This window comes from Oceanobacillus sp. FSL W7-1293 (assembly GCF_037969815.1).
Classification (GTDB): Bacteria; Bacillota; Bacilli; order Bacillales; family Amphibacillaceae; genus Oceanobacillus; species Oceanobacillus oncorhynchi.
In genome coordinates, this window is the sequence record NZ_CP150212.1 from 3,191,845 (window position 1) to 3,216,801 (window position 24,957).

The window sequence follows — 24,957 nt, forward strand, 5'->3', positions numbered from 1 at the left end:
TTAATCAAAGAAATATTTGAATAGGTTAGCAAATCCTGATTCTTTTTTCTTGCCTTGTTTCTTTTTCTTCTCGCCTGCAGGTCTGGATTGCTTCACTGGCTGCTGCTCCGCTTCCCCATCTATTGCTACAGCAGGATACAATTCTTTCCCTTGTATTTTCGCATTGCGATAAGCAAATTGTAAAATACCAACACCTGAAGTAAATTGTGCTTCCCTGACACCAATATAATCCGGGACAGCTACACGTACATGAGAATAGAACAAGTCTTGCGCTAATTCCAGGCTCCCCGGCATAGCCGTGGTGCCTCCTGTCAATACGAAACCGCCAGGCAGCTCCTGAAAGCCCATTTTCCGAATTTCTCTATCAATATAAGTGTATATTTCTTCTAATCTAGCTTCTATCATATCAGCTAATTGAAGTTGATTAAATACCTGTTTTTGATTGCTTCCGATTGTTGTGACTTCAAATGTCTCATCTTCAGAAGCATCATTGTAAAATGCATAGCCATAATTTAGTTTAATCTGCTCTGCTTCTTCTGTAGAAATACGCAGGCCGACGGATAAATCTTTCGTTATATTGTCTCCGCCTAAATTAATGACACTTGTCGCAGCCAGATGATCATTTTCAAATACAGATACCGTTGTACAGCCTCCTCCGATATCAATCAGGGCAGAGCCCATATTCATCTCATCCTTTGATAAAGCGACTGTTCCGGCAGCAAGCGGCTGAAGACAAATATCAGATACTTCCAAATTAGCCCGTTCTACACATTTTAAGATATTATGCAAAATCGTTTTTGAGCAGGTGATAATCGTTCCTTCCATCTCCAGACGGACACCGATCATCCCTCTCGGATCAGTAATTTCATCTAATCCATCCACAATAAACTGCTTCGGAATCACATCGATGATTTCCCGTTCCGGAGGAATAGAAATCACTTGAGCTCCGTCAATTACTCTCGTTACATCTTCATCATTTATTTCCCGGTTCTCACTTTGTACAGCTACAACGCCATGACAAGGCTGAAGCTGGATATGGGATCCGTTTATCCCCACTACTACGCGGTGGATTTCCATCCCTACCATTCGTTCTGCTTGTTCTACTGCATTCCTGATAGAATGAACAGTCTGATCAATATCAATTATAGCACCCTTCTTCATTCCGTTTGACGCTGCAGTACCTACTCCAATAATATTTAAAGAGTCTTGTTGTACTTCTCCAATAATTACTTTTATCGTGTTTGTCCCAATATCAAGACTAACTAATATCTCACTGTTGTTCAAAAAAGAGCACCTCCCCGTAAAAATATGCTGACGATATTTTTACTGCCACGTTATCCTTTGTATAGTCTTTAATTCTAAAAGAAAATGAATAAAAAATAAACATATTTTATGCTTATTTTTTTCAAGTAATCTATTTCTATAAAAATCGACATTATACCATTCGTTAAAAAAGGATGATATATGACTTCATTCTGCAAATTATTCATTTCCTGTTTCTTCATTTTCTTCATTAATTTCCTCATTGAGTTCTTCAATTTCGTCTTCGATATCTACTTCTTCCATTTCATCTTTTTGAAAAGATTCGAAATAGATGCCGACACCTATATGAATGATACCACTATCCTCTTCGTCAAGCTGTGACACAATAGAAGGATAGTAATCCAATCTGTCTAACATTTGATCTGCATTGCCTTCTACCAGAAACCCATCACTCATATACAATCTAACCTGCAGCGTATCCTCTTCTTCATCTGAATCTTTTCGTTCAATCTCAGAAATCATATTAAAAATACTCGGGCGAACATTATCCATGGCTGTTGCCAATTCTGTTAATTGCGCTTCATTAAAGCCTGTTATTAATGGAGCATTGCTGATAGAGTTTTGTGCATTTTGCTGGATGACTTGACCGTCTGCAAGAACCGGGTAAAATTCCCTTTCGTCCTGAACATAGCCAAGGACAGACTGTTCTTCTACCTCAATCACAACGGTGCTGGGAAAACTCCGATTAATAGATGCATGTTCAATGACAGGATTTTCTTCCATCCCGGCTGCAACAGAGGATCCGTTCATAGACCAGATATTTGTTCCTTCTGTTACACCTGACTCATCTATTATGTACTCATCCGTTAAGAACACATTGCCGTTTACTTCAATCGACCGTATTTCACTCCATGGAGATTGCAAGTAAACAATGATAGCAATGAGAAAGAAAAATATAGATAGATAAAATATTAATCGTCTGTTTGCTTTTTTCTTCCTAGCTTGCTTCAATTTTGGAATTCGATCCTCAATCGAAACGATATTTTTATCACTCATCTCCATTTCTTCCTTTATCCATTATTTTCAAGGAATATAACTGTATCAGTTTACTCCCTTGTATTTACAAAAATTATATCATAAATTATGGTGATACACGTCATTGACTTCTATTGTTTCTGAAGTTTTTTCTTTTTTATCACGGATAACCCGTCCGCAGAAGTTTTCTTACTTCTTCCACGGACGGGATTTACGTTTTATATAAATGTTCTTCGCTGCTATATTAAATAATCGGCTTCGTACTTTTTTCCATACTTTTGGCGTGCCTGCTAATACTTAGAAGAATCCCGGCCGCACAGAGTGTTAACGTCAGTGATGAACCGCCGTAGCTGAGAAAAGGCAGGGTAATCCCCGTTACCGGAATCAATCCGATGACTACACTAATATTAATCATCGCCTGTAATGCTAACATACTTGCAATTCCCAGCGCTAACAGTCTGCTAAATAAATCCGGAGCTTCAATAGCAATTTTTATCCCTCTCCATAATAGCAGAAAAAACAATAAAATAGTTGTACAACCTCCAATTAAACCTAATTCCTCACCAATGATTGAAAAAATAAAATCTGTCTGCGGCTCCGGCAGATAAAAATATTTTTGCAGGCTGTTTCCCAGCCCCAGTCCCATCAGTCCCCCGGGTCCAATAGCATAAAGAGATTGAATAATTTGAAACCCATGTCCTAACGGGTCCTCCCATGGGTTTAAGAAAGCCAGAATCCGATTAATCCGGTAAGGAGCAGAAGCAATCAATCCGATAAACCCAATAATGCCAATGCCAGCCAGTCCAAAAAAATGAGAGAGCTTTGCACCTGCCACAAAAAGCAGAATCATGCATGTTAAGACCAGCACCATTCCAGTTCCTAAATCTGGCTGAAGCATAATCAGACCAAATGCAGTAAAAATCAATAGAAGGCATGGGAAGAACCCTTTTTTAAACGAGGTAATATATTTTTGATGGTCAGATAATATAGATGCCAGAAAAATAATTAAACCCAGCTTCATAAATTCAGACGGCTGAATACTGAATGCACCGATGCCAATCCAGCTCTGTGCCCCTCCGCGCACCATGCCGATTCCCGGAATAAGCACAAGAAGAAGCAGAACAAAGCAAGAAAATAATAAAATCTTTGCATACTTTTTCCATATATAATAAGGAAAGTAAGAGATAACAACCATTCCAATAAAGCCGATGCCGGCAAATAAAAGCTGTCTTTTTAAGTAATAAAATGAATCATTGAACTTATACTCCGACCAAATATAGGATGAGCTGTAAACCATCAGCATACCGATACATAAAAGGAGAATGATTATTCCAAATAATACTCTGTCTACTTTATTTTGATTTTGAATGAACTTAGACAAAAATACCCCTTCTTTCCATGACATAAACTTTGGAAATAGGGGCATTTTAAATATGCTGTATTATTCTCGGCTTGTCCGAATATGGTTTGCTGTTTTAGGTTTAGTATTTATTCAAGCCCCTTACTTCATTGTATGAACTGCTTGAACAAATATGTCTCCTCTTTCTTCAAATGTTTTGTACTGATCCCAGCTCGCACATGCGGGAGAAAGCAATAGGATATCACCTGCATCTGCTAATGAAAAACCGATTTCAGCTGCATCATCCACGCCGGCTGCGTGCTCAATCACCTGGATGCCGGCTTCTTTTCCAACTCGCTCTAATTTCGGTGCCGTCTCTCCAAATACAACCATTGCTTTAACATGATGCAAATGCGGAATCAGCTCATCAAATTCATTCCCGCGATCTAAACCGCCTGCAAGAAGGACAATATCCTTTTTAAAGGAATCTAATGCTTTTTGCGTAGCTAGGATATTGGTTGCTTTCGAATCATTGTAAACATAGCGGTCATGTAGCAGCCCTACAAACTCTAAACGATGCTTGACACCGGAAAAAGTTTTTAAGACATGCTGTATGCCCTCATTGGTTGCTCCATTTAATTTTGCTGCTGCAACAGCTGCCAGGATATTCTCTAAGTTATGCTTCCCGACCAAGACAATATCCTCTAAAGGAATAATTGCTTCATCGAAAAAGTATACATGCGTATCATCTGCCCAAGCGCCTGTTTGATGCAGGTTTTTTGTTGCCGAAAAGGCTATATTTTTTGTTTTTGTATCCTTCACTTTTTCTTCAAGCGTCGAATCATCGGCATTATATACCAGATAATCATCGGCATGCTGGTTTTTAAATATATTACATTTAGCTCTGACATAGCTTTCTAAATCGCCGTGATAATCCAAATGCGCTTCATAAATGTTTAAAAGGACTGCTGTCGATGGGCGAAATGTATTTATTCCCTGCAACTGAAAGGAGGATAGCTCCATTACCATCTTTTCATCTGCTTGCATCGTTTGGGCCACTTCCGTTGCAGCAATTCCAATGTTCCCAGCGAGCTTTACCTTACAATTACTCTTTTCCAGCATTTCCGTAACTAAGGTTGTTGTGGTTGTTTTTCCATTGGAACCAGTAATTCCGATGATTGGCTGTTCGGTTATATAAGATACCAATTCCACCTCTGTAATTACCGGAATACTGCGTTTCTGCGCTTCTGCAACAATAGGGTGATCATAACGGATACCCGGGTTTTTAACAACCATCTCTATCCCCTCTAAAACACTTAGCGGATGAGAACCGAGCACAAGATGGGCTCCTTTTTCCTGAAGTGCCAAAACAGGCGCATCTTCATAGGATGCTGCCGCATCATTCACCGTTACATCCTTGCCGCTCTCCAACAAAACATTCGCAGCAGCTGTACCGCTCCGGGCCAATCCTAAGACAAGCACTTTTTTGGGAAATTGTTTCCATGTGTTCATTAGATACCCACCTCAATATAAATAGCAAGAATCGCAAATAGCAGGCCGACAGACCAGAAAGTGGTAACGACTCTCCATTCTGACCATCCAACCAGCTCATAGTGGTGATGCAGCGGGCTCATTTTGAAAATACGTTTTCCTGTCGTTTTAAAGGAAATTACCTGAATAATAACAGATAAGGTTTCAATAACAAACACACCACCGATAATTACTAATAAAATCTCCAGCTTCAGAAGTATCGCAATAGCAGCAATTGCTCCTCCTAATGCCAATGATCCTGTATCGCCCATGAACACCTTGGCAGGGTGCGCGTTAAACACTAAAAATCCTAACAGAGCGCCGACGACTGCTAAAGCGAAGACGGTTACCATATCATTTGGCACACCATACCAGGCAATAATGGCAAAAGCACCGAAAGCAATCGCTGCAGTACCAGCTAATAAACCATCTAACCCATCCGTTAAGTTAACAGCATTGGAGGCTCCTACAAGCATTACAATAATAAGAATTGCATAGAACCAGCCAATATCAAATTCAACCGTTGTTCCGGGAATGGCAATTGCTGACGAGAAGTCTTCCTGCCCGCGTAAAACAAAATAAAATACAAGTGCAATAATAATTTGTCCAAATAGCTTCTGCTTTGAAGTTAAGCCTAGATTTCGTTTCATTACTACTTTAATATAATCATCCAAAAATCCTAGTAAGCCATAGCCAAATAACACAAAAAGTAACAGCCACAGCTCATAGCCAATCCCTGTATCCATTCTCATTCCCATAATCAGGGATGTAATCACAATACTGAATACAATCATAACTCCACCCATTGTCGGTGTTCCTGATTTCTTCTGATGAGACTCAGGGCCTTCTTCTCTAATACTCTGTCCAAACTTTAATCGTCTTAAAAAAGGGATAAAAATTGGAGATAGAAGAACTGTTATAAGAAACGCTACTGCGATTGTAATTAATAAACCTGTAATATTCATTTTCTCTCCACCTCATTTGTAACCATTTATAGGATTGTTAACAAAGCATGCCAGAATCAGTGCAATTCTTATGAGCATTTGCTGAAACGCCTCTAACCCTCAAATCCACCGCACTGATTCTGTTTCCTGATGATGTAAACAATACCTATAAGATGCCTTAACGTAATTGTTCTAAAAATGTTTCAAATTTCATTCCTCTTGATGCTTTCAGCAAGATAAGGTTTTCCGGTTCCAGATATTGTTCAATCTGATCCATCAGCTCCTGCTTATCCTGCAAGTGGACAGCAATCAGCTCCGTACCTTTCTTTTTTAATTCGTCATGTATGTAATGCGAATGATTACCATACGTATACACTGCTGTAATCTCAGAATGAATAACATCTGCAATTCCGCGATGAAATTCCTCTGCATAATCACCAAGCTCTAAAATATCGCCTAATACAAGTATTTTATGCTGATAGCCTTTCATTTCTTCGACTACTTGAATCGATGCTTTCATAGATGCAGGAGAAGCATTATAAGCATCATTAATAATCGTAATACCGTTTTTGCCTGCATGCTTTTCAAAGCGCATTTTCGTCATTTCTAATTGTCCGAATGCTTGCTGGATGGTTTCAGGAGCTACCCCCATCCCGTATGCCAGTTGAATAACATAAGCGGCATTTTTTGCGTGATGCTTTCCTAAGAGCGGAATCTGGTAAGTTTTCTCTCCTGCCTCAAAGGTTGTCGTTTCTTCCTCTACGGTGATATTGCGAACCACAACATCATTGTCTTCGCTGAAGCCGACCCGTGTTTTAGCTACAGGCACAGCTGCATCTGTTAACAGCGGTTCATCCCCATCAATGATTAACGTACCCTCTGGCTTGATTCCCGACACAATTTCTAATTTGGCTTTGGCTATTCCTTCTTTAGAGCCCAAATTTTCAATATGCTGCCCATCAATATTGGTAATAATCGCCTGATTCGGCTCCCCGATCTTACTCAACAGCTCGATTTCTCCAAAATGGTTCATCCCCATTTCAAGAATCAGCACTTCTGTTTTCCGGTCCATCGATAAAATCGTCAATGGGAGCCCGATATGATTATTGAAATTCCCCTTTGTAGCATGGGTTTTAAATGTTGTCTGCATGACAGCATTAGTCAGATCCTTCGTCGTTGTTTTCCCATTTGATCCGGTAATCCCAATAACAGTCGGATTGACGTCCTTCCGATACGCAGCAGCCAGCTCCTGTAATGCTTTTACAGTATCATCTACAAATAATATCAGCAAAGAGTCAGGGAGATTTGACGGAAGCGGCTTTTCTTTCTGCCAAAAGGCCGCTTCCGCCCCGTTCTCCACTGCTCCGCCAATAAATTGATGGCCATCAAACCGTTCGCCGGCAATTGGTACATAGAGCCCGTGGTTTGTATTCACCCGGCTATCATGGACTACTTCATGAATTTCTAAATCAGCGGAAACGTTCCCTTGATGCCGGGGGAATAATTTCATTAATTGTGATGCAGTAAATAACATCTCTTACTCCCCTTTCTCTTTAATTGCTTCCCGGGCAATTTGGCGATCGTCGAAATCGAATTTTTTCTTGCCGATGATTTGATAGGTTTCATGTCCCTTGCCCGCAATCAAAATAATATCATCCTTTTGAGCAAGCTTCACTGCATGCTTAATAGCTTCTGTCCGGTCTACAATCACTTCAAAGGTCGCTACCTCTTCCGTTAAATGACTTGTCATATCATCCAGGATTTGTACCGGGTCTTCTGTACGCGGATTATCAGATGTGAACAGCGCATGGTCCGCATACTTAACAGCAACATCAGCCATTAACGGCCGTTTAGTACGGTCGCGGTCCCCACCGCAGCCCACAACTACATATACTTTACGCTCTGCAAATTCCCGGCTCGTTTGAAGCACATTCTCTAATGAATCCGGTGTATGCGCAAAATCAACAATGACAGAAAAATCCTGACCCTCATTAATCGGTTCAAACCGGCCATCTACCCCTTTTGTATCCTCCAGGGCTTCTTTAATCACATCTAAATCCACCTTCGATGCGATAGCAGCGCCGCTTGCCGCAAGCATATTATACACATTGAACATACCGATTAAACCAGTTTTAATATGAACTGTGCCCACTGGAGTCACAAGGTTAAATGCCACACCGGCAGGGGAAAGCATAATATTTTTTGCCATTATATCCGCATCCTGCTTGCAGCTGTATGTTAATACCTGCTGCGCTGTGCTTCGTTTTAATAAGTCGCTTGAAGCATCATCCTCATTGATAATTGCATATTTTTTCTTCCCTTGATGATAGTCATTCCCTAAACCGGCAAAGAGAAGACTCTTTGCCCGCAAATAATCATCCATATCTTTATGATAATCGAGATGATCCTGCGACAGATTTGTAAAAATACCAATGTCATAATCACAGCCAAAAACTCTTCCCATGTCTAAAGCATGCGAAGAAACCTCCATGATAACCTGGTCTGTTTCTTTTTTTTGCATTTGATGAAAGATGCGATTTAGCTCTAATGCATCAGGTGTCGTATTATTTACTGGAAATGTTTCATCGCCAATTTTTACTTGGATGCTGCCAATGACACCCGATTTTTTACCCTGTTTTTCAAAAATAGTATCTAATAAATAAGTCGTGGTTGTTTTACCATTTGTACCGGTGACCCCAATCAGCGGAAATTTCGTTGTTGGATAATCATAGTATGCGGCTGACAGCATCGCCAAGGCGCGTCCCGTGTCTCTGACCCGGATAAGCGGAATATCACCGCTGACGTTTACGTCCCTGGAAATAACTGCAGCCGCAGCACCTTTGTCTATCGCTTGCTGCAGAAAATTATGGCCGTCCACGGTATAGCCTTCAATACAGACAAATAAGCTCCCCGGCTCTACTTTTCTGGAGTCCATTTCTACATTGACAATATTTATATCTTTAATAGATTCTGATGTTTGATAGAATTCGATTCCATCCAATAATTCTTTTAGTCTCATTTTTTACACCCTATTTCTGTTCTTTTCCTTTTAATGTATTCTCGAAAAAACTATCGTTTAAGAGGGTTGTCATGAATGTTCTGTTCACATTTTTGCTGGACTTGTTAAACATCCTCTTACAACAGAATCTATTATAGCAAATTTTTAACGATTTAACGATTATTTTTATGACCTAATATTAATCGAATCGTACTTCCAGATTCCAGCATTGTTCCCGCACTTGGGGATTGGTCAATGATTTCATCCCCTTCACCGTTTACTTCAATGGAAAGATCTAACGGATATTCCGCCAGTTTATCTGTACTTTCACCTATAAAATCCGGCACTTCAATTTTAGGCTGATCCGGCCAGGCATATTCTTTTTCTAATCCATCTGTCCGCGGTTCTACATTCATCGCCCGGAGGCTGTCACCAATAATCGTTCCGACAACTGGCGCAGCAACAACACCGCCAAATTGAATCGTATCCTTTGGATTATCGACAGCGAGATAAACAACAATTTCCGGATCGTCCGCCGGTGCAAAGCCAATAAAGGATACAATATAGTTATTTTCTAAATATCCGCCGTTCGGTCCTACCTTTTGAGCGGTCCCCGTTTTCCCGCCGACACGATATCCATCGACATAAGCAGGTCTGCCTGTTCCCTGGGCAACTACCGTCTCTAAGGTTTCCCGAATGGTTTCGGATGTCTCCTGGGAAATAACTTGTTCCTTTAATTGCGGCTCATAGGTTTCAACTGCTTCTCCCGTTACAGGGTCAACCCATTCTTTCGCAATCATCGGTTCGTATAAATAACCGCCGTTTACCGTTGCTGCAACAGCCATCACCTGCTGAATCGGCGTTACCGAAACACCCTGTCCAAAGGATGTGGTTGCCAGCTCTACAGGACCGACATTTTCTGGCTTAAATAGGATTCCGTTTCCTTCTCCCTGCAAATCAATCCCTGTCTTCCTCCCAAAACCAAAGGCATCGATATAAGAAAAAAGCTTTTCTGTACCAAGCATTTGTCCTAAATTAACAAATCCCGGGTTACAGGAATTCTGAACAACCTCAAGATACGACTGGTCTCCATGCCCGCCGCGTTTCCAGCAATGAATCGTTGCTCCGCCGACTTTAATATCGCCGTCATCGTAAAAACGATCTTTCTCTAAATCAACGACTCCCTCTTCTAAAGCAGCAGCTAACGTAATTATTTTAAAGGTTGACCCTGGCTCATAGGTGCTCCAAATAGGCAAATTCCTGCCAAATATAGATGCATCCACGTCCTGATAATTTTCCGGATCAAAATTTGGACGGCTGGACATCCCCAGCACACCGCCTGTTTTAGGGTCAACCGCAATGGCCATCGCCCCATCCGGATTATATTCCGCTACAATCTGGTCTAACTCTCTTTCCATAATGGTAGTTACTTTGTTATTAATCGTTGTTTTTAAATTCAAACCATCTTTTGGAGATGTATATTCGTCTGCCAGCTGCTCTAATCTTCCACCTTTGGCATCGGAATAAAATGAGAGCCTCCCATTTTCTCCTTTTAATTTATCATCATAGTATAATTCAAGTCCCATTAACCCTTGATTATCAATTCCTGTAAATCCGAGCACATGTGATAAAGCACTGTTATTTGGATAGTGACGCTTGGAATCCTTCGCTAAATAAACACCGTCCAAATCCAGTTCTCGAACGGCCTGCTCCTGCTCATTATTTATTTTAATACCTTCAGGACGCACCATCACACTGGATGAATTCTGTGTAACTAATTCCAGCATTCTCTCCTCTGGAACGCCAAGGACCTCCCCCAGAAGCTTCGCTGTATTTTCCGGTTCTTTAATTTGCCGCGGCATCAATAATACCGTAGGAGCAGTTACATTCTCTGCAAGGATTTCCCCCTCCGAATCAAGGATATAGCCTCTTTCTGCAGCAAAAGTGATATCTCTTGTCCATAAATCATTGGCACTGTCAGATAAATCATCGCTTAATACCAGTTGAACATAGGCTAATCTTGCAATAATAACCAGAAAAATTAGAATCGCAAATAAAAAAACAGTAATCATTCGTTTTTTTATGATAATGGTGGATGCGCGTTTCATGAAAGAACTCCTTTCAACCTGCTTTGTATCCACTATATGAATGTAAAAAATGGAATAGAACAAGCTATCTTTTCTACTTGTCCCTCATGTATTTCTGTCGCGAATAGATTTTTCTAAAATTCACTTCATATATAAAACTGCTTATAAGAAATACCAAGAAAGTCACAGGACTATAAATTTCACTAAGAAAAACCAAGAACACCGCTTGTTCTTTAAAACATCGGTGTTCTTGCCAAGGAGATGTCCACTACGACGCTTTTGGATAGGGCGAGTAATCACAGCAATGTTGTCAGGTTAATGTGGCCGCTGCGGAAAAACACTACGCTAGATAGGTTTTAGTACTATCTGTATCAAAATTAATAAAATCCATTAACCTGACAACATGGGTAATTGCAATCCCAGTCCTAGAAGAAATACACGGAGACCCTGGTTGGCTAAGAACAATCACGTCCTGTAACCAACGACCGACGAATAGGACGTCCTATTCGTCGTGGGAATGCACAATGGTCTTCGGTGGGACGAGCAATCGCAGTCCTAACTTTAGCTTCTGTCTGCGCCTGACGGCTTGCCAATCAGCAAGTCTTCTTTAAAGGGGGCTGAGCTCGGGGCCTCCGGAAAGCGGAGTGTATTTCCGGGTCCTGAGATTGCTCACCCCATGAAACCCGTTGGATCGGGTATCCCCAGCTATTTTTTATAAAAATTCTTATTTTATAAAAAAAGGCTTGCTGAAAAAGTAATCTTTTTTCAGCAAGCCTTTGCTCTATTCCTCTTCGGTTTCTTCGTTCTCTGCTTCGTCGTCGTTATTTCCTTCTTCTGCTTCCTCTTCACCCGCGTTATCATCATCGTTTTCATCAGATGATGTTTCAGATGATTCTCCGGAAGGAACTTCTAATTCAAAACCTAAATAGTCACCTTCCTGAATTGGTTTTCCAACTTCAATACCCTGTGAGGTGACATAACCATTACCGAATCTTTCTGTCTGCAGGTTCAGCAGATCAGCAAAGCTCATCACTTCTCTTAACGACCAGCCTGTTATATCAGGCATCGTTGGTTCATCTGTAAGCAATAGAACTTTTTCATTTGGCAGTATTCTCTCTCCTGCTTCCACATTACTGGCAACAATGGTTTCTCCCTCGCCAATAAGAATTGGCTGGATTCCTTGCTCCTCTAATTCAGACTGAACACTTTCCGCAGATTGCTCTGCTACTTCAGGAAATTCCACCTCTTGAATCTTGTTAGATTCATCTTCTTCCGGCTCTACATCTAAATAATGAAGGCTATTTTCTACCACATTATTAAAGATAAATGCAAGCGGGGCAGAACCTGATTCTGTATCCTCCAATTCCGGCTGCTGGATAGATACATAAACCATTAACTGGGGATCATCCATTGGAGCCATCCCTAAAAAGGAAAATACATGATTTTCTTTTCCAGTTAAATAGCCGCCGCCTTCAGGGTCCGGCATTTGTGCGGTTCCAGTTTTGCCTCCGACCACATAATCATCTAATTTATATGGGGCGCCGGTTCCATCCTCATCATTCACTACAGAAGCAAGCAATTCTTTCATTTCTTCTGCAGTTTCCGGTGAAATTGGCTGGCCGGTGTATTCCGATTCAGTTTCTTCCAGTACATTGTTTGTCGTGGAATCAACAATTTTATCCACTACATACGGCTTTACCATTTGTCCGTCATTTGCGATAGCTGAAGCAGCTCTCATCTGCTGTATTGGGGTAACGGTTGTCCCTTGACCAAAAGCCGTTCTTAATTTTTCGGATGGCCAATTGTATTGTATCCGGCCGACAGATTCATCTGGAAGATCGATCCCGGTAGGTTCTTCAAAACCAAATGCCTGAATATATTCATAGAATTCATCTGCGCCAATATCTTCCCAAAGCAATTTAGAAGCAGCTACGTTGGAAGAACGCATAAATCCTTCATCATAGGAAATATCTCCCCAGCCTTCCCCTTGGTTGTGGTCTCTGATTTCCTCAATTCTTTCGTTAGGCTGATACGTTCCCGATTCAAATGTCTCTTCTCCATTATAGACACCTTCTTCAATCGCTGCTGCCCAAGTAAATATTTTAAATGTTGATCCAGGCTCAAATGGAGAAGAAATCGGATCATTATACCAATTCTCTACATTTTCAGGGCTATTCGGGTTAAAACTTGGCCGTGTACTCATCGCCATAATCTCACCCGTTTTCGGATCCATAATAATTGCATTCATTTTTACAGGATTATATTGTTCATCTACCTGCGTCATTAAATCCTCCAGCAAGGTTTGGATTTTTTGATCAATGGTTAAATAAACCTGATCCCCGTCCTCCGGCTCTTGAATAATTTCATCAGGATCCAATAGTTTGCTGTTAAAACGGTCACGCTGATAGGAAATAAATCCATCCTTCCCTCCAAGGACCTCATTCATGACATTTTCCATTCCAGTTACACCGGTGATGCTATGTTCAATGCCATCTTCGGTTTCTTCTTCCACTTCGCGGGCAAAACCAATAATATGTGAAGCAAACATACCATTTGGATAATACCGCATCGGCTCTTCGTCAAAGTAGATACCTGGAATTTCTGCTTCTTCAATGGCTTCTTTTTCTTGTTGAGACAGCTGACGTCCCAGCTGACCAAATTCAACCTGAAATCTCTCCGCTTCTACCGCTTCATCCAGTATCCCTTTTATTTCACTTTCTTCCTCATCTAAAATAGATGCCAATTCTTCCGCTGTTTCCTCCGTGTCTGAAACGTGCAGGGCTTCCGGTGAATTTTCTGAGTATCCTTCATCTAAGATGGCATACATCCGATACGCCGGACGGTCATAAGCTAATACCATGCCATTCTTATCCATGATTTGTCCACGCTCTGCATTCATCTTATAGGAGGTTGTCCGCTGGTTTTCTGCCCATTCATCCAATGCAACGCCGCTAACTTCGCCCGTTGCCTGTATATACATAAACCTGCCTGCAAGCACAAGGAATAAAGCAACGAAAACTAGCATATAAATGCTAGCCATGACATTTGCCGTCTTATTTTTTTTCATGTTCAAGAAACCCCTTGCTAGTTGTTAACTGTTTCTGCTTGTTTCACTTCCGAATTTTGGATTTTTAAACCATTTTTCTCTGCAATCTCTGTGATTCTCTCTGGACGCGACAGTTCCTCTCTCTCAAAATTTAAGTTTTCATTTACGATTTTTTGCTGGTTTATGGAGTTTTCTAATTGCTGCACTTCCCGATTTAAGCTGTCTGTCCCAGAAGCGTAGGAAACCATTCCGATCCCAAATACTAAAATCGCAGCACTGGTAACCGAATAAATCACTTTTTCGCCTTTACTGATCCAAGGTGTTTTCTTTACCTTTTTGACTATCGTTTTAGATTCTTCTTGGGGATTATATTGGGGATTTACTTGCCACTTTCTAGCCTGATTTTCACTCATTACTTTTTCCACCCTTCTTCATAACGGAAATCATTATTCCATTCATTTATTTTTTCGACAATCCGCAGCTTGGCCGAACGCGATCGTCTATTTTCATCCAGCTCATCCGTATGAGCTATTATTGGTTTTCTGGTTATTAATTTAAATGGAGCCTGGTGTGTTTCCGGGACAATAGGAAGGTTCCTGGGTACAGGTTTATCTGTACTCCATGTTTTAAAAGCCTGCTTACAAAGACGATCCTCTAATGAATGGAATGTGATGACTGCAATTCTTCCATTTACGCCTGTCAATTCCGCAGCCTGATGAAGTGCCTGGTTAAACACTTCCAGCTCATCATTTACAGCGATTCGTATCGCCTGGAAAATACGTTTTGCCGGATGGCCGCCTTTTCTTCTGGCGGGTGCAGGTATCGCGTCTTTAATAATGTCTACCAGCTCTCCGGTCGTTTCAATCGGTTTTTCCTCTCTTGCTTTTTCAATTTTCCGGGCAATCCCTTTGGAAAATTTCTCCTCACCGTATCGAAAAAAGATAGATACCAATTGTTCATAGGTCCATTCATTCACCACTTTATATGCAGTGAGAACCTGAGATTGGTTCATACGCATATCTAATTTCGCATCCTGGTGATAGCTGAAACCTCTGTCTGCCTGATCTAATTGCGGGGAAGAAACCCCTAAATCAAAAAGAATTCCATCAGCTTGTACCACCCCAAGCTCTGACAGACTTTTTTCCAGTCCTTGAAAATTAGAGTGTATAAATGTAATTTTTTCTTGATGTATACGTAAGCGTTCCTGAGCAGCTTCTAATGCCTGAATATCTTGATCAAAAGCAAAAAGCCTGCCGTTTTCATTCAATCTTGAGGCAATTTCTAAGGAATGACCGCCGCCTCCAACCGTACAGTCTACATAAGTACCATCCGGCTTTATTTTTAATCCTTTTATTGTTTCTTCTTTTAAAACACTGTAATGCTCAAACATCTTAGCCACCAACTTTTTTATCCTTATAATGCGTGTTCAAATTAAATATCAAAATCCATTAGGTTCTCCGCAATCTCGGCAAACGATTCTTCAGATTCTTCCACATACGTATTCCAATGATCGCTCGCCCAAAGCTCCACACGATTGGAAACACCAATCACATTGCAATCCTTCTCCAAATTAGCGTAGGTCCGAAGATTCGCAGGAATATTTATTCTTCCCTGTTTATCCACTTCGCATTCCACAGCACCAGAGAAAAAGAAACGTGTAAAAGCCCGGGCATCCTTTTTAGTCAGTGGGAGTTTCTTTAACTTTCCTTCTAAAATTTCCCATTCTTGCTTAGGGTATGCGAATAAACATTTATCGAGTCCACGCGTTAATACAAAACTTGTCCCTAATTCTTCTCTGAACTTGGAAGGGACAATGATTCGTCCTTTTGTATCAATGCTATGCAGGAATTCTCCCATGAACATATAGACGCCCCCTACTTTCGTAAATTCATAATACCACATCCCCCCACTATGCTCCACTATTTCTTCAAAAATATTTTATTTCTCTTTTCCATTGTGTTTTATATCTTTTTTTAGACATGAAAAAAACTGCCATATCAATAGATAGACAGTTTTTCTTCCAACTATATAGTTGTGGTGGTGAGTTGTGGGGGATTTTATTCAACCACCCAATGCCCTTGTTCCATATCAAATGAAAAGGCAGTCAGCTGTGAAATAAATTCTGTACCATAGTGGTTCCATAAGAATAATGGATTCCAAACACGCTCCTGCAAGCCTCCATGCGGATGAAGCACTTGCTCCAGCTGATTAAATTCACGTAAAACTTTAGAATGCTTCTTTTCAAATTCCTTATGGAACCGCTTGTTCATAAATTGAATATCCTCTAATAAATAAGCTAAATTCTTTTTGCTCAGCGCCTGAATATCATCGCCCATTTCAGAAGCCATCTCCCGGATTGGCTGATGCGCTTCTTTAATCTTCTCCGCCACGTCTTCTGTTATTTGATCAATTTCCTGTTGACCATTTCTTTCCATGTAATCTTTTACCGTCGCTTGAACGCCATTTAAGATAACATCTTTCACCGTCAGCTGATATTTTGTGACTAATTTTTTCGTAGCTGCGTCTAAAAAAGTCAGGGAAAGTCTTGGCACAACTGGCGGCATTTGCAGGTTCATTACATGAAAACCCGCCTTTAATCCAGCCCAATAAGCTATCTCCCCGGGACCGGCTATAAAAGCCAGCGTAGGAAACATATACTCTTGCATAATTGGTCTTGTTACCACATTATTGCTTAGTTTCCACGGTGTATTTCTGGCAATATCCTTAAGCTCCTCCACCGTGAAGGAAACCTCCTGCTGCTTCCCGACCCAGTTTCCGCTCTCGTCTACGTTCAACAAAATTCTTCCTTGTATATCATCATGGTAAAATATATTCCCATCTGATGTATCTGCTTCAATAGCAAGCGGATATTGATGCTTTTCTAACGTTTCCAGCGTTTTGACTACGGAACCGCTGATTTGAGATTGATTCTGAATTAATTCCACAAAACACTTTGATTCCAGTTTACGAAATGCTGGGTTGCCAGAATCTACCAATACAATCCCTTGATTTGGAAATAGTGCAAAAATAAGACGTGCAAAAAAATCAATGTAATTAGAAGCTTTTTGTTGTATTTCCTGAATCACTGTGTAAATGTCTCTTGTATGTGCTGTCTCAGGCAAAGCTTCAAATACAGCTTCCACCCATTTTGAGAGTTCTTTCTTATCCATTTCTAATTCCGAAACAGCCTTTTTCCCCGCGTCTATATTTTTAGTCCGCAGTTTTAGCTTGTGAAAATCTCCATCGTCTTTCGGACAGTAAATATGATTGATTTCCTCAAAATCATGATCTTCACCAGCAATCCAAAAAACCGGGACAACTGGTGCTTCCAATAGTTTTTCCTGCTGTTTTGCCAGTTCAAGAATAGAAATAATTTTATTGATTGTATAAATAGGTCCTGTCAAAAGGCCAGCTTGCTGTCCGCCGATAACAACCGTACTCTGTTGATCGTTTAAACGTTCAATTTGTTTGAGTGTTTCTTCCGGCGCTCCCCATTCTTTGTTTAATGTATGTAATACATTCGTCAGCCCATGCCGGTCAAAATCTTTTTCAGCTACATCTTGTAATCGTTTATGAAAATCCTTATATGGATGGTAATCAAACAACTGTGTTATATTTTCTGCTTCTTTTTTATAATCAGCTACTAACCTGTTGGCAGCAGGCAAAGTTAACGAATTTATCTGCATATCATTTTCCCCTTATATCGATTTGAATACATTCCGTATTGTACAGAAAAAACAGCAAGAATCAAACTAATCTGCTTCCGGGGAAACGAATAAACATTTTTCAGAAGAAGTTTATTTTATCTCAAATGAGAAAAAGAATCTCTATTCAAGGGGAGCTTTTCATTCTCCGCATCGTGGCCGGGCTGGCAGAGCATTTTTTCGAAAGCAAAAAAAGCTTGCAGAGACAGCTTTCCTTCCAGCCCCGGCGCCCTTAACTGGTTACCTATATTCTGACTGCACATATTAAGATAATACTTCTTTGATAATATAAACAAGACTTAAAACAAGATAAGCAGAAGAGAATAATAAAAATGCACTTCTCCAAACAATTTTAATTGCTTTTGAAATCTCTACATCACTTTGTTTCTGATATTGATGAATCAATATCCCCGTCAAACTTATCAGAAACAGCAGGATTATCCAGCCAAAAAAGCTTCGATCAAACAAAAGCTGCAGTAAGACGCCTACACCTAAAATAAAAAAGATTGCTGACCACTGGACAGCATTATGTACAGCTTTCCATGTATGTTGTTTCCGGAGCTTCGTTATCCCATATGCTAAAAAAGTAATGATAAATGGGAATGCAATAAAAAGAGCTATTGTATAATAAATATAATCTCTCATCCTTTTCCTCCCTGCCTATAAACAATTTATTTCTATCAAGTTAAGATGACCGCTTTGATGTATGCAAGTTTATTTTGACATAATGCACCAGTATCGGTATCCACTGCATAACCCCGGCGTCTGTCCGCCTATAAATGCACTTCTGAACAGAAGCGATTTTTAGAAAACTAAGCCCGCTTTCAAGTCTTCCTTTTAATGAATGCAAAAGTTTTCTAATATAAATATAACAGAAATAATTTTAAATTTGTCTCCTATGTATTATAATTTAGACAGAGAAGGAAATCTACATTCATCTTTGATAACAGGATAATTATTCAGGAGGGTTTAACATGGGAAATATAAAGATAGAAAATTTACTGATTAATTTTAAAACACTAGAAAAATTTAAGCGTTTTCGTGAATATGGAAACCAGGAATTGACCATGATGGAAGATTTAGAGAATAAGATTATCGAGAATAATAGTAAGTCTCCTTTTTATGGAATTTATATCGGGGATAATTTAGTAGCCAGAATGAGTCTTTATGAAGTGAGCAGGAAGTATGATTTTTACTTTAAGCCTTCTCAGGATTATTTGACACTTTGGAAATTAGAAGTGCTTCCCGATTATCAAGGAAAAGGCTATGGAAAAGCGCTTGTAGATTTTGCAAAAAGCTTTAACCTTCCTATTAAAACAAGTCCACGTATTAATTCGCATGGATTTTGGGAAAAGATGGATTTCATCAAACCACATTATGAAATGGAACGCGATTTAGGAGAAAATCCACTGCTCTGGCTGCCTGAGGGCGTTGAAGAAAAAGACACGAAGCAATAAGCTTCGTGCTTTTTTGCATCATATAAGATTAAATGAAGGCATCCCCTTTATCTGGGGCACTTATGGATTGGAGACTGTATGAATAAGTTGATTTATTTTTCCCCACACCATTTCATATTTCTCCATCTGCTTTTTTAACTCTTTGTTTTCCTTTAAGATTTTATCTACTTCTTCCCGCTTCACAAAATCATCCTGCTGCGGAATATCTGTCCGCATTTTTTCTAGCAGCTGAATAGCTGCATCAATAGATTGAATCGATGAGGTTTCGATAGCTGGGTAGGCAATTCGCTGCTTTAACCCTGCTTTTCTTTTGTCCTTCGCAGCCTGCACCTGGTCCTGGCATTGCTTTCTTATTTTCGCATTCCAGCGGAACCCGCATGCTGCAGATGTTCTGGATAATTTTTCAGCAACTTCCTTAAAAGCTTCTAATTGGGTTCTCCCTTCCTGAATACATTGAAGTACGGTATCTGCTAACAATCTGTCCTCTTCTTCTGTCCAAGCGTCCTGTCTTGTATCGTTCATAACATACCTCCTATTAGGGTTTGCTATCAATGTATGCAAAAAATAGGTATGCTAGAATCGTTTTATATTAAAAATATCCAGAAAGCTCTTAAAAAAATATATACGTGGAGGAAAACGAAAAAAACAGACCACGCAATGTGATCTGTTTTCGTTAATTAAAGTTAGTTGCTGATAACTTCTTTTCCATCATAATTTCCACATGCTTTGCAAACATGGTGAGGTTTCGTTAATTCGCCACAGTTGGAGCATTCTACCATACCAGGTACATGTAGTTTTTTATGCGTACGACGTTGGTTCTTTACTTTTTTGGAAGTTCTTCTTTTAGGTACTGCCATGACTTACACCTCCTTCAAAAATGAAAGTAAAACTTGAATCAGATTCTTATTTTTCTTTCTGGTTATTATTAAGGAGAGACTCCAATTTTTTCAATCTTGGATCGATGGGCTTCTCTTCCTTTGTCTCAGATACAAATTCCCAGTCCTTCCCGCTGGAAGGAGCTGCCTCATCCGAATCGGCGTTTTCTGCAAAAACGCGGAATGGAATTTCCAATAATATATTTTCCTTGATATATGGTGTTAAGTCAAGAACTTCTCCCCGAATAGGATGAATTTCTTGTTCTTCTTCCTCACTTCCATAATAAGGAGATGCTGAGAAAACCTCATTTGCATCTATTTCAAATGGATAAGGAACATCCACCAATGTACGTGCGCACGGGAGTGTCATTTCTCCTGTTATATGAAAATTCACATAGAACTCTTCCCCATGCACAACCACTTGTCCGGTCACATGTACTGGAGCGATTTTTCGTATATCATTATTCATCGTTTCCAGTTCTGACACATCGGTTTGATTATCAAAGAAATATGGCTCATTTACGGAACCTTTTCTAATCTGATTAACAGTTAATTTCATTAAAATCACCTCTAGGCAACAAGATAAATGATAAAAGAAAATGCTTCGTTTGTCAATATATTTTCTTTACACCACAGGTATAAGTTCGACTATAGCTCTGACAGCCCTTGCCGGCTTGCCAATTGCTAAATCTTCCATACATACGTAGTATTCCCTGATACAGTGTATAAAAAACAACAGTTAAAACCATTCTAACCGCAGTTTTTCTTTTTGTCATTCTATTTCTCTTTTCGTCCTACAAATTCCGGAATATGTTAAAATAAAGCTACTTGAAAAAATAGAGGTGAGTGTATGGAAGCTTGCGGTTTAATAGTTGAATACAATCCTTTCCATTTCGGACATCAATATCATTTAAAAAAAGCCAGGAAAGAAACCGATGCCGACTGTATTGTTGCGGTTATGAGCGGGAATTTTTTGCAACGCGGCGAGCCGGCTATTGTGGATAAATACAACCGGGCCAAAGCGGCCATCCTTGGAGGCGTTGATTTAGTTGTTGAGCTGCCGTATGTCTATGCTGTACAACACAGCGATTATTTCGCCAAAGGAGCAATCGATATGCTTTATCATTCCGGCGTCAGTGCTGTATGCTTCGGAAGTGAAGCAGGCAAAATCGATGCTTTTTCCGATGCTTATCAGCTACAGAAAGTACATCAGCATCAATACGAAGCCTTTGTAAAAGAATATTTAAATAAGGGACATGCCTATCCAGATGCAGCAACAAAAGCATATCAGCATATTTTTGGTATATCTGATATATTGGATGTGTCCAGACCAAATAATATTTTAGGACTAAGTTATGTCCGGGCAATTAAAGACGCCCATTATCCAATAAAACCAATCACTATAAAACGAATCGAGAATAATTATCACGATACTGCTATTACTGGAAATATAGCCAGCGCAACAAGTATCCGAAAAGAAGTGCTGAATAACCCATCTGCCAGCAAAGCAGCTGCTGAAGCCATGCCGGAGACCACATCAGATATTTTACAGAGCTATAAAAGCGCCTCAGGCTACTGGCATGATTGGGAGTTATATTTCTCTTTTTTGAAATATCGAGTACAAACAATGACCTTAGCAGAATTGCAGCAGATAGAAGGGGTTGTTGAGGGGCTGGAGCATCGCATTGCACGCACAGCTATGGAAGCTTCCTCTTTTCAAGGATGGATGACTGCTTTAAAAACAAAACGTTACACATGGACAAGGCTTCAACGTATTTTTGTCCATATTTTAACCAATACAAGAAAAGAAGATAATATACTTGGTGCCCAGGCAGGTTATATAAAGGTACTGGCCATGAATAAAACCGGCCAGGCTTATCTTAATCAGCAGAAAAAGAAAGCGGAGCTTCCGTTTATTACAAAAATAAATCAAATCAAACACCCCTTCCTGGAAATCGAGGAACGGGCTGCGAAAGCGTATTACAGTATTTTACCCGGTAAGAAACAAAGAGACTTCTTTTTACAGGAGATTAAACCGCCGATTATTATAAAGTGAAACTTCATTTTGTTGAAGCAATTCTTTCTGACGTTACAAAAAAGAGGATTTCCGTCTTCATTATGATACGGAAATCCTCTTTTATTTAATTCGTTTATTCATTAACACTTTCTAAATATTCTACAGCATCTTCAAACGTATCCACCGGAACAACCTCCATATCTGTCCCGATACTTTCTGCTGTTTCTGCTGCCACTTGGTAATTGGAGCCTTCCCGGCCGCCTTCATTTGGAGCGAAGAAAATATCAACGTCTTCTCTATCGGAAGCGACAACTTTTTTATCTATCCCGCCAATTCGATGGACATTTCCTTCATAGTCAATTTCACCAGTTCCGCCGATTTGCTTGCCGCCGGTTAAATCCCCCTCTGTTAACTGATCATAGATTTCCAATGAAAACATGAGCCCTGCACTCGGGCCGCCAATATTACCGCTGGAAAAATGAACTTCTGGATTTACAGTTACTTCACGATCTGTGACAAGATTTATTCCAACACCCACACGAGTTCCTTCATCATCCAACGGTTCTAATTCCATCTCGGCAGTGTGTTCTTCATCATCTCTTTCAAACAAAACTGTCACTGTATCTCCGGCTTCTTTTCCATCAATATAATCAATCAAATCCTGAGATTCATGCACTTCCGCATCATCAATTCCAATGATACGATCTCCACTCTCTAATTTACCATCTGCAGGCAAGCCATCCACCGCAGCAACCACATAGACGCCATTAAAATGGATATCTATATCTTTTTCTGCTGTTTCATAGGCTACCACAGTTGCAGCTTCCTGAGAGCTTTCCATTACCTGAAGCTGTGCTGCCATATAATCTTCCTGCGACATTCCTTCCGGGAAAACCTGATCTAAAGGAAGAATATCCTGATGAGGAAGAACGAAGGCTGCAGCATATAAAATAGGGGTTGCCTGCATACCGCTGACGGTCACTAAATGCATATCCCCTTCACTTGGATAGCCGTCGTCCACTTCGACAATGGGATCTAATGCATCGGCTCCGCCTGGTTTTTGTATATAATACGGCAATTGATACACTCCCAAAAAATAAACAATCAGTACAACCGCTAATAATCCTATAATCCTCCGTTTTGATAATCGCAACACTGCTTATTCCCCTTCCTGACACTCTTACTAAAAATATATCTATGGCATATTTTTAGATGGTATTCGCGTATATATCATATATATCAACTTTTTTATTGAAACGATACATCGGACAAGCTAGCATTATTCTACTACTTCCTGCCATAATTGTACAGAATGAGACTTCATAACAGGAAGATAAAAACAGCATAAGGATACTTTCTTCTAACGAATAAAGGATGTTCAAAAAAAACGAATCAAAATAATACATCCATTTTTTAAACACGCACTAATAGGGGGACACCAGATTGAAGCAAAAGCTGAAAACACTAGGCTATGGCGGCATATCCATTTTTTTGTTTTTTAGTTTAATACGTTTTCCAGATCAAGCATTAGAAGCAGCAATCCGTGGATTAAATATGTGGTGGGAGGTCGTATTTCCATCTTTGCTTCCTTTTTTCATAACCGCTGAATTATTATTAGCTTTTGGCGTAGTGAAATTTCTAGGCATTTTATTTGAGCCCATCATGCGGCCGCTTTTTAATATCCCCGGTGCCGGCAGCTTCGGCTGGATTATGGGAATGGCCAGCGGTTATCCTACCGGAGCCAAAATAGCAGCAAGACTTCGTGAAGAAAAACAAGTCACACAGATAGAAGCTGAAAGATTAGTGTCTTTCACCAATAATTCAAGCCCGCTCTTTATATTCGGCGCCATTTCTGCAGGCTTTTTTTATAATATTAAACTGGGACTTCTATTGGCTGTGTGTCATTATGGAGCTAATACGATCGTCGGGATCGTTATGCGTTTTCATGGGAGAAAGCAGGAAAAGCAGATTACCAAACAAAAGAGACAGCCCTTTTCGCTGAAAAAAGCATTTCAAGAGATGCATCGAAATCGGTTAAGAAATCCCCGGCCTTTTGGAGAAATATTAGGGGATGCGGTATTAAATTCGATTCAGACTCTTGTGATGGTCGGGGGATTTATTATTCTCTTTTCCGTTCTTATTAAATTGCTTTTCCTGATGGACATCACATCTTTTATATCAGCGTTTATTGAACCGATTTTCCCTGTTTTTGATCTGCCAAAAGAGCTGGGACTTCCATTTATTTCTGGTTTATTTGAAATTACCGTCGGATCAAACTTAATTTCACAGATCACCACAGATTCTTTATTACAAAAAGCAATTTTGATCAGCTTCATCCTTGGCTTTAATGGATTATCCATCCAAGCACAGGTAGCCAGCATCTTAGCCAAGACAGATATCCGTTTCTATCCTTATTTCTTCGCCCGGCTTTTACACGGAACTTTTGCTGTGATTTTAACTATTTTATTATACAAACCGTTATACCTGGATCGAATCGTTTTTCATTCTAACGAGATTCCTGCCGGCACAATACAAGAGACCCCCATCGGGATACAAATATACTATCTATTACAGGCAATTGGGCCAAGCCTGACAATCATCAGTTTAGGGGCTGCTATTTTCATCCTTATTAATAAAGTCAGAAAAAAATAATTCTCCCTAT

Annotated in this window: 21 protein-coding genes; 3 read left to right on the top strand and 18 right to left on the bottom strand. The window is 40.0% G+C overall.

The features are described 5' to 3' along the window. From ftsA to MKY65_RS15735, 14 genes are all read right to left on the bottom strand, one after another. On the bottom strand, nt 1–1,284 hold the full coding sequence (gene ftsA, locus MKY65_RS15670) for a cell division protein FtsA (protein WP_042535180.1): 1,284 nt from the start codon (nt 1,282–1,284) through the stop codon (nt 1–3). 198 nt (nt 1,285–1,482) lie between these two features. Further along, nucleotides 1,483–2,319, bottom strand: a complete 837-nt coding sequence (locus MKY65_RS15675) for an FtsQ-type POTRA domain-containing protein (protein ID WP_339178389.1) — start codon at nt 2,317–2,319, stop codon at nt 1,483–1,485. Nucleotides 2,320–2,542: 223 nt separating this feature from the next. Beyond that, nucleotides 2,543–3,667 (bottom strand): stage V sporulation protein E, encoded by a 1,125-nt coding sequence (gene spoVE, locus MKY65_RS15680; RefSeq protein ID WP_339185272.1) that lies wholly within the window; start codon nt 3,665–3,667, stop codon nt 2,543–2,545. Nucleotides 3,668–3,799: 132 nt separating this feature from the next. Beyond that, nucleotides 3,800–5,149: a UDP-N-acetylmuramoyl-L-alanine--D-glutamate ligase gene (gene murD, locus MKY65_RS15685; RefSeq protein ID WP_339178391.1), complete on the bottom strand. Its 1,350-nt coding sequence runs from the start codon at nt 5,147–5,149 to the stop codon at nt 3,800–3,802. Further along, nucleotides 5,149–6,132, bottom strand: coding sequence for a phospho-N-acetylmuramoyl-pentapeptide-transferase (mraY, locus tag MKY65_RS15690; RefSeq protein ID WP_042535188.1), 984 nt, complete (start codon nt 6,130–6,132; stop codon nt 5,149–5,151). Before mraY ends, murD begins: the two co-directional genes overlap by 1 nt. 157 nt (nt 6,133–6,289) lie before the next feature. Continuing rightward, entirely contained in the window at nt 6,290–7,645 is a 1,356-nt protein-coding gene (gene murF, locus MKY65_RS15695; protein ID WP_339178392.1) for a UDP-N-acetylmuramoyl-tripeptide--D-alanyl-D-alanine ligase, read from the bottom strand. 3 nt (nt 7,646–7,648) lie between these two features. Next, nucleotides 7,649–9,130: a UDP-N-acetylmuramoyl-L-alanyl-D-glutamate--2,6-diaminopimelate ligase gene (locus tag MKY65_RS15700; protein WP_339178394.1), complete on the bottom strand. Its 1,482-nt coding sequence runs from the start codon at nt 9,128–9,130 to the stop codon at nt 7,649–7,651. A gap of 152 nt (nt 9,131–9,282) precedes the next feature. Beyond that, complete coding sequence (locus tag MKY65_RS15705) at nt 9,283–11,217, bottom strand: stage V sporulation protein D (protein WP_339178395.1); 1,935 nt, start codon at nt 11,215–11,217, stop codon at nt 9,283–9,285. Nucleotides 11,218–11,977: 760 nt separating this feature from the next. Beyond that, entirely contained in the window at nt 11,978–14,263 is a 2,286-nt protein-coding gene (locus MKY65_RS15710) for a penicillin-binding protein (RefSeq protein ID WP_339178398.1), read from the bottom strand. A gap of 17 nt (nt 14,264–14,280) precedes the next feature. After that, entirely contained in the window at nt 14,281–14,655 is a 375-nt protein-coding gene (ftsL, locus tag MKY65_RS15715) for a cell division protein FtsL (protein ID WP_339178400.1), read from the bottom strand. Further along, the gene (gene rsmH / locus MKY65_RS15720; RefSeq protein ID WP_339185274.1) at nt 14,655–15,632 is read right to left on the bottom strand and encodes a 16S rRNA (cytosine(1402)-N(4))-methyltransferase RsmH; all 978 of its coding nucleotides are present in this window, start codon (nt 15,630–15,632) and stop codon (nt 14,655–14,657) included. Before rsmH ends, ftsL begins: the two co-directional genes overlap by 1 nt. A gap of 41 nt (nt 15,633–15,673) precedes the next feature. Continuing rightward, entirely contained in the window at nt 15,674–16,105 is a 432-nt protein-coding gene (mraZ, locus tag MKY65_RS15725; RefSeq protein WP_339178401.1) for a division/cell wall cluster transcriptional repressor MraZ, read from the bottom strand. Nucleotides 16,106–16,299: 194 nt separating this feature from the next. Further along, nucleotides 16,300–17,928, bottom strand: a complete 1,629-nt coding sequence (gene bshC / locus MKY65_RS15730) for a bacillithiol biosynthesis cysteine-adding enzyme BshC (protein WP_339178403.1) — start codon at nt 17,926–17,928, stop codon at nt 16,300–16,302. A 282-nt stretch (nt 17,929–18,210) separates the two neighbouring features. Continuing rightward, the gene (locus MKY65_RS15735) at nt 18,211–18,591 is read right to left on the bottom strand and encodes a DUF3397 domain-containing protein (protein WP_339178405.1); all 381 of its coding nucleotides are present in this window, start codon (nt 18,589–18,591) and stop codon (nt 18,211–18,213) included. Nucleotides 18,592–18,920: 329 nt separating this feature from the next. Between MKY65_RS15735 and MKY65_RS15740 the strand changes: the two genes are divergently transcribed. Further along, complete coding sequence (locus MKY65_RS15740; protein WP_042535205.1) at nt 18,921–19,403, top strand: N-acetyltransferase; 483 nt, start codon at nt 18,921–18,923, stop codon at nt 19,401–19,403. A 60-nt stretch (nt 19,404–19,463) separates the two neighbouring features. Here MKY65_RS15740 and MKY65_RS15745 read toward each other — a convergent pair whose 3' ends face one another. The 3 genes from MKY65_RS15745 to MKY65_RS15755 form a co-directional block, all read right to left on the bottom strand. Next, the gene (locus tag MKY65_RS15745) at nt 19,464–19,925 is read right to left on the bottom strand and encodes an RsfA family transcriptional regulator (RefSeq protein WP_042535207.1); all 462 of its coding nucleotides are present in this window, start codon (nt 19,923–19,925) and stop codon (nt 19,464–19,466) included. Nucleotides 19,926–20,086: 161 nt separating this feature from the next. Further along, entirely contained in the window at nt 20,087–20,260 is a 174-nt protein-coding gene (gene rpmF / locus MKY65_RS15750) for a 50S ribosomal protein L32 (protein ID WP_042535209.1), read from the bottom strand. 46 nt (nt 20,261–20,306) lie between these two features. Next, complete coding sequence (locus MKY65_RS15755) at nt 20,307–20,837, bottom strand: YceD family protein (protein WP_339178407.1); 531 nt, start codon at nt 20,835–20,837, stop codon at nt 20,307–20,309. 291 nt (nt 20,838–21,128) lie between these two features. Here MKY65_RS15755 and MKY65_RS15760 point away from each other — a divergent pair, with 291 nt between their 5' ends. Further along, nucleotides 21,129–22,334 carry a nucleotidyltransferase gene (locus MKY65_RS15760; RefSeq protein ID WP_339178409.1) on the top strand — a complete coding sequence of 402 codons (1,206 nt, stop codon included), beginning with the start codon at nt 21,129–21,131 and terminating at the stop codon, nt 22,332–22,334. A 94-nt stretch (nt 22,335–22,428) separates the two neighbouring features. On the opposite strand, the gene MKY65_RS15765 is transcribed toward MKY65_RS15760, so the two are convergent. Then, nucleotides 22,429–23,448: a SepM family pheromone-processing serine protease gene (locus tag MKY65_RS15765; protein ID WP_339185276.1), complete on the bottom strand. Its 1,020-nt coding sequence runs from the start codon at nt 23,446–23,448 to the stop codon at nt 22,429–22,431. Nucleotides 23,449–23,738: 290 nt separating this feature from the next. Here MKY65_RS15765 and ylbJ point away from each other — a divergent pair, with 290 nt between their 5' ends. Beyond that, nucleotides 23,739–24,947 carry a sporulation integral membrane protein YlbJ gene (gene ylbJ, locus MKY65_RS15770; RefSeq protein ID WP_339178410.1) on the top strand — a complete coding sequence of 403 codons (1,209 nt, stop codon included), beginning with the start codon at nt 23,739–23,741 and terminating at the stop codon, nt 24,945–24,947. Nucleotides 24,948–24,957: the final 10 nt, after the last annotated feature.

What these genes read in the sequence shown, in the direction of transcription:
- rsmH (WP_339185274.1), bottom strand. Translation starts at nt 15,632, where the DNA reads ATGTTTGAGCATTACAGTGTTTTAAAAGAAGAAACAATAAAAGGATTA.
- MKY65_RS15710 (WP_339178398.1), bottom strand. Translation starts at nt 14,263, where the DNA reads ATGAAAAAAAATAAGACGGCAAATGTCATGGCTAGCATTTATATGCTA.
- MKY65_RS15675 (WP_339178389.1), bottom strand. Translation starts at nt 2,319, where the DNA reads ATGAGTGATAAAAATATCGTTTCGATTGAGGATCGAATTCCAAAATTG.
- MKY65_RS15755 (WP_339178407.1), bottom strand. Translation starts at nt 20,837, where the DNA reads ATGAAATTAACTGTTAATCAGATTAGAAAAGGTTCCGTAAATGAGCCA.
- bshC (WP_339178403.1), bottom strand. Translation starts at nt 17,928, where the DNA reads ATGCAGATAAATTCGTTAACTTTGCCTGCTGCCAACAGGTTAGTAGCT.
- murD (WP_339178391.1), bottom strand. Translation starts at nt 5,149, where the DNA reads ATGAACACATGGAAACAATTTCCCAAAAAAGTGCTTGTCTTAGGATTG.
- mraY (WP_042535188.1), bottom strand. Translation starts at nt 6,132, where the DNA reads ATGAATATTACAGGTTTATTAATTACAATCGCAGTAGCGTTTCTTATA.
- mraZ (WP_339178401.1), bottom strand. Translation starts at nt 16,105, where the DNA reads ATGTTCATGGGAGAATTCCTGCATAGCATTGATACAAAAGGACGAATC.
- ftsL (WP_339178400.1), bottom strand. Translation starts at nt 14,655, where the DNA reads ATGAGTGAAAATCAGGCTAGAAAGTGGCAAGTAAATCCCCAATATAAT.
- MKY65_RS15760 (WP_339178409.1), top strand. Translation starts at nt 21,129, where the DNA reads ATGGAAGCTTGCGGTTTAATAGTTGAATACAATCCTTTCCATTTCGGA.
- MKY65_RS15740 (WP_042535205.1), top strand. Translation starts at nt 18,921, where the DNA reads ATGGGAAATATAAAGATAGAAAATTTACTGATTAATTTTAAAACACTA.
- murF (WP_339178392.1), bottom strand. Translation starts at nt 7,645, where the DNA reads ATGTTATTTACTGCATCACAATTAATGAAATTATTCCCCCGGCATCAA.
- rpmF (WP_042535209.1), bottom strand. Translation starts at nt 20,260, where the DNA reads ATGGCAGTACCTAAAAGAAGAACTTCCAAAAAAGTAAAGAACCAACGT.
- MKY65_RS15700 (WP_339178394.1), bottom strand. Translation starts at nt 9,130, where the DNA reads ATGAGACTAAAAGAATTATTGGATGGAATCGAATTCTATCAAACATCA.
- MKY65_RS15745 (WP_042535207.1), bottom strand. Translation starts at nt 19,925, where the DNA reads ATGAACGATACAAGACAGGACGCTTGGACAGAAGAAGAGGACAGATTG.
- MKY65_RS15705 (WP_339178395.1), bottom strand. Translation starts at nt 11,217, where the DNA reads ATGAAACGCGCATCCACCATTATCATAAAAAAACGAATGATTACTGTT.
- MKY65_RS15735 (WP_339178405.1), bottom strand. Translation starts at nt 18,591, where the DNA reads ATGAGAGATTATATTTATTATACAATAGCTCTTTTTATTGCATTCCCA.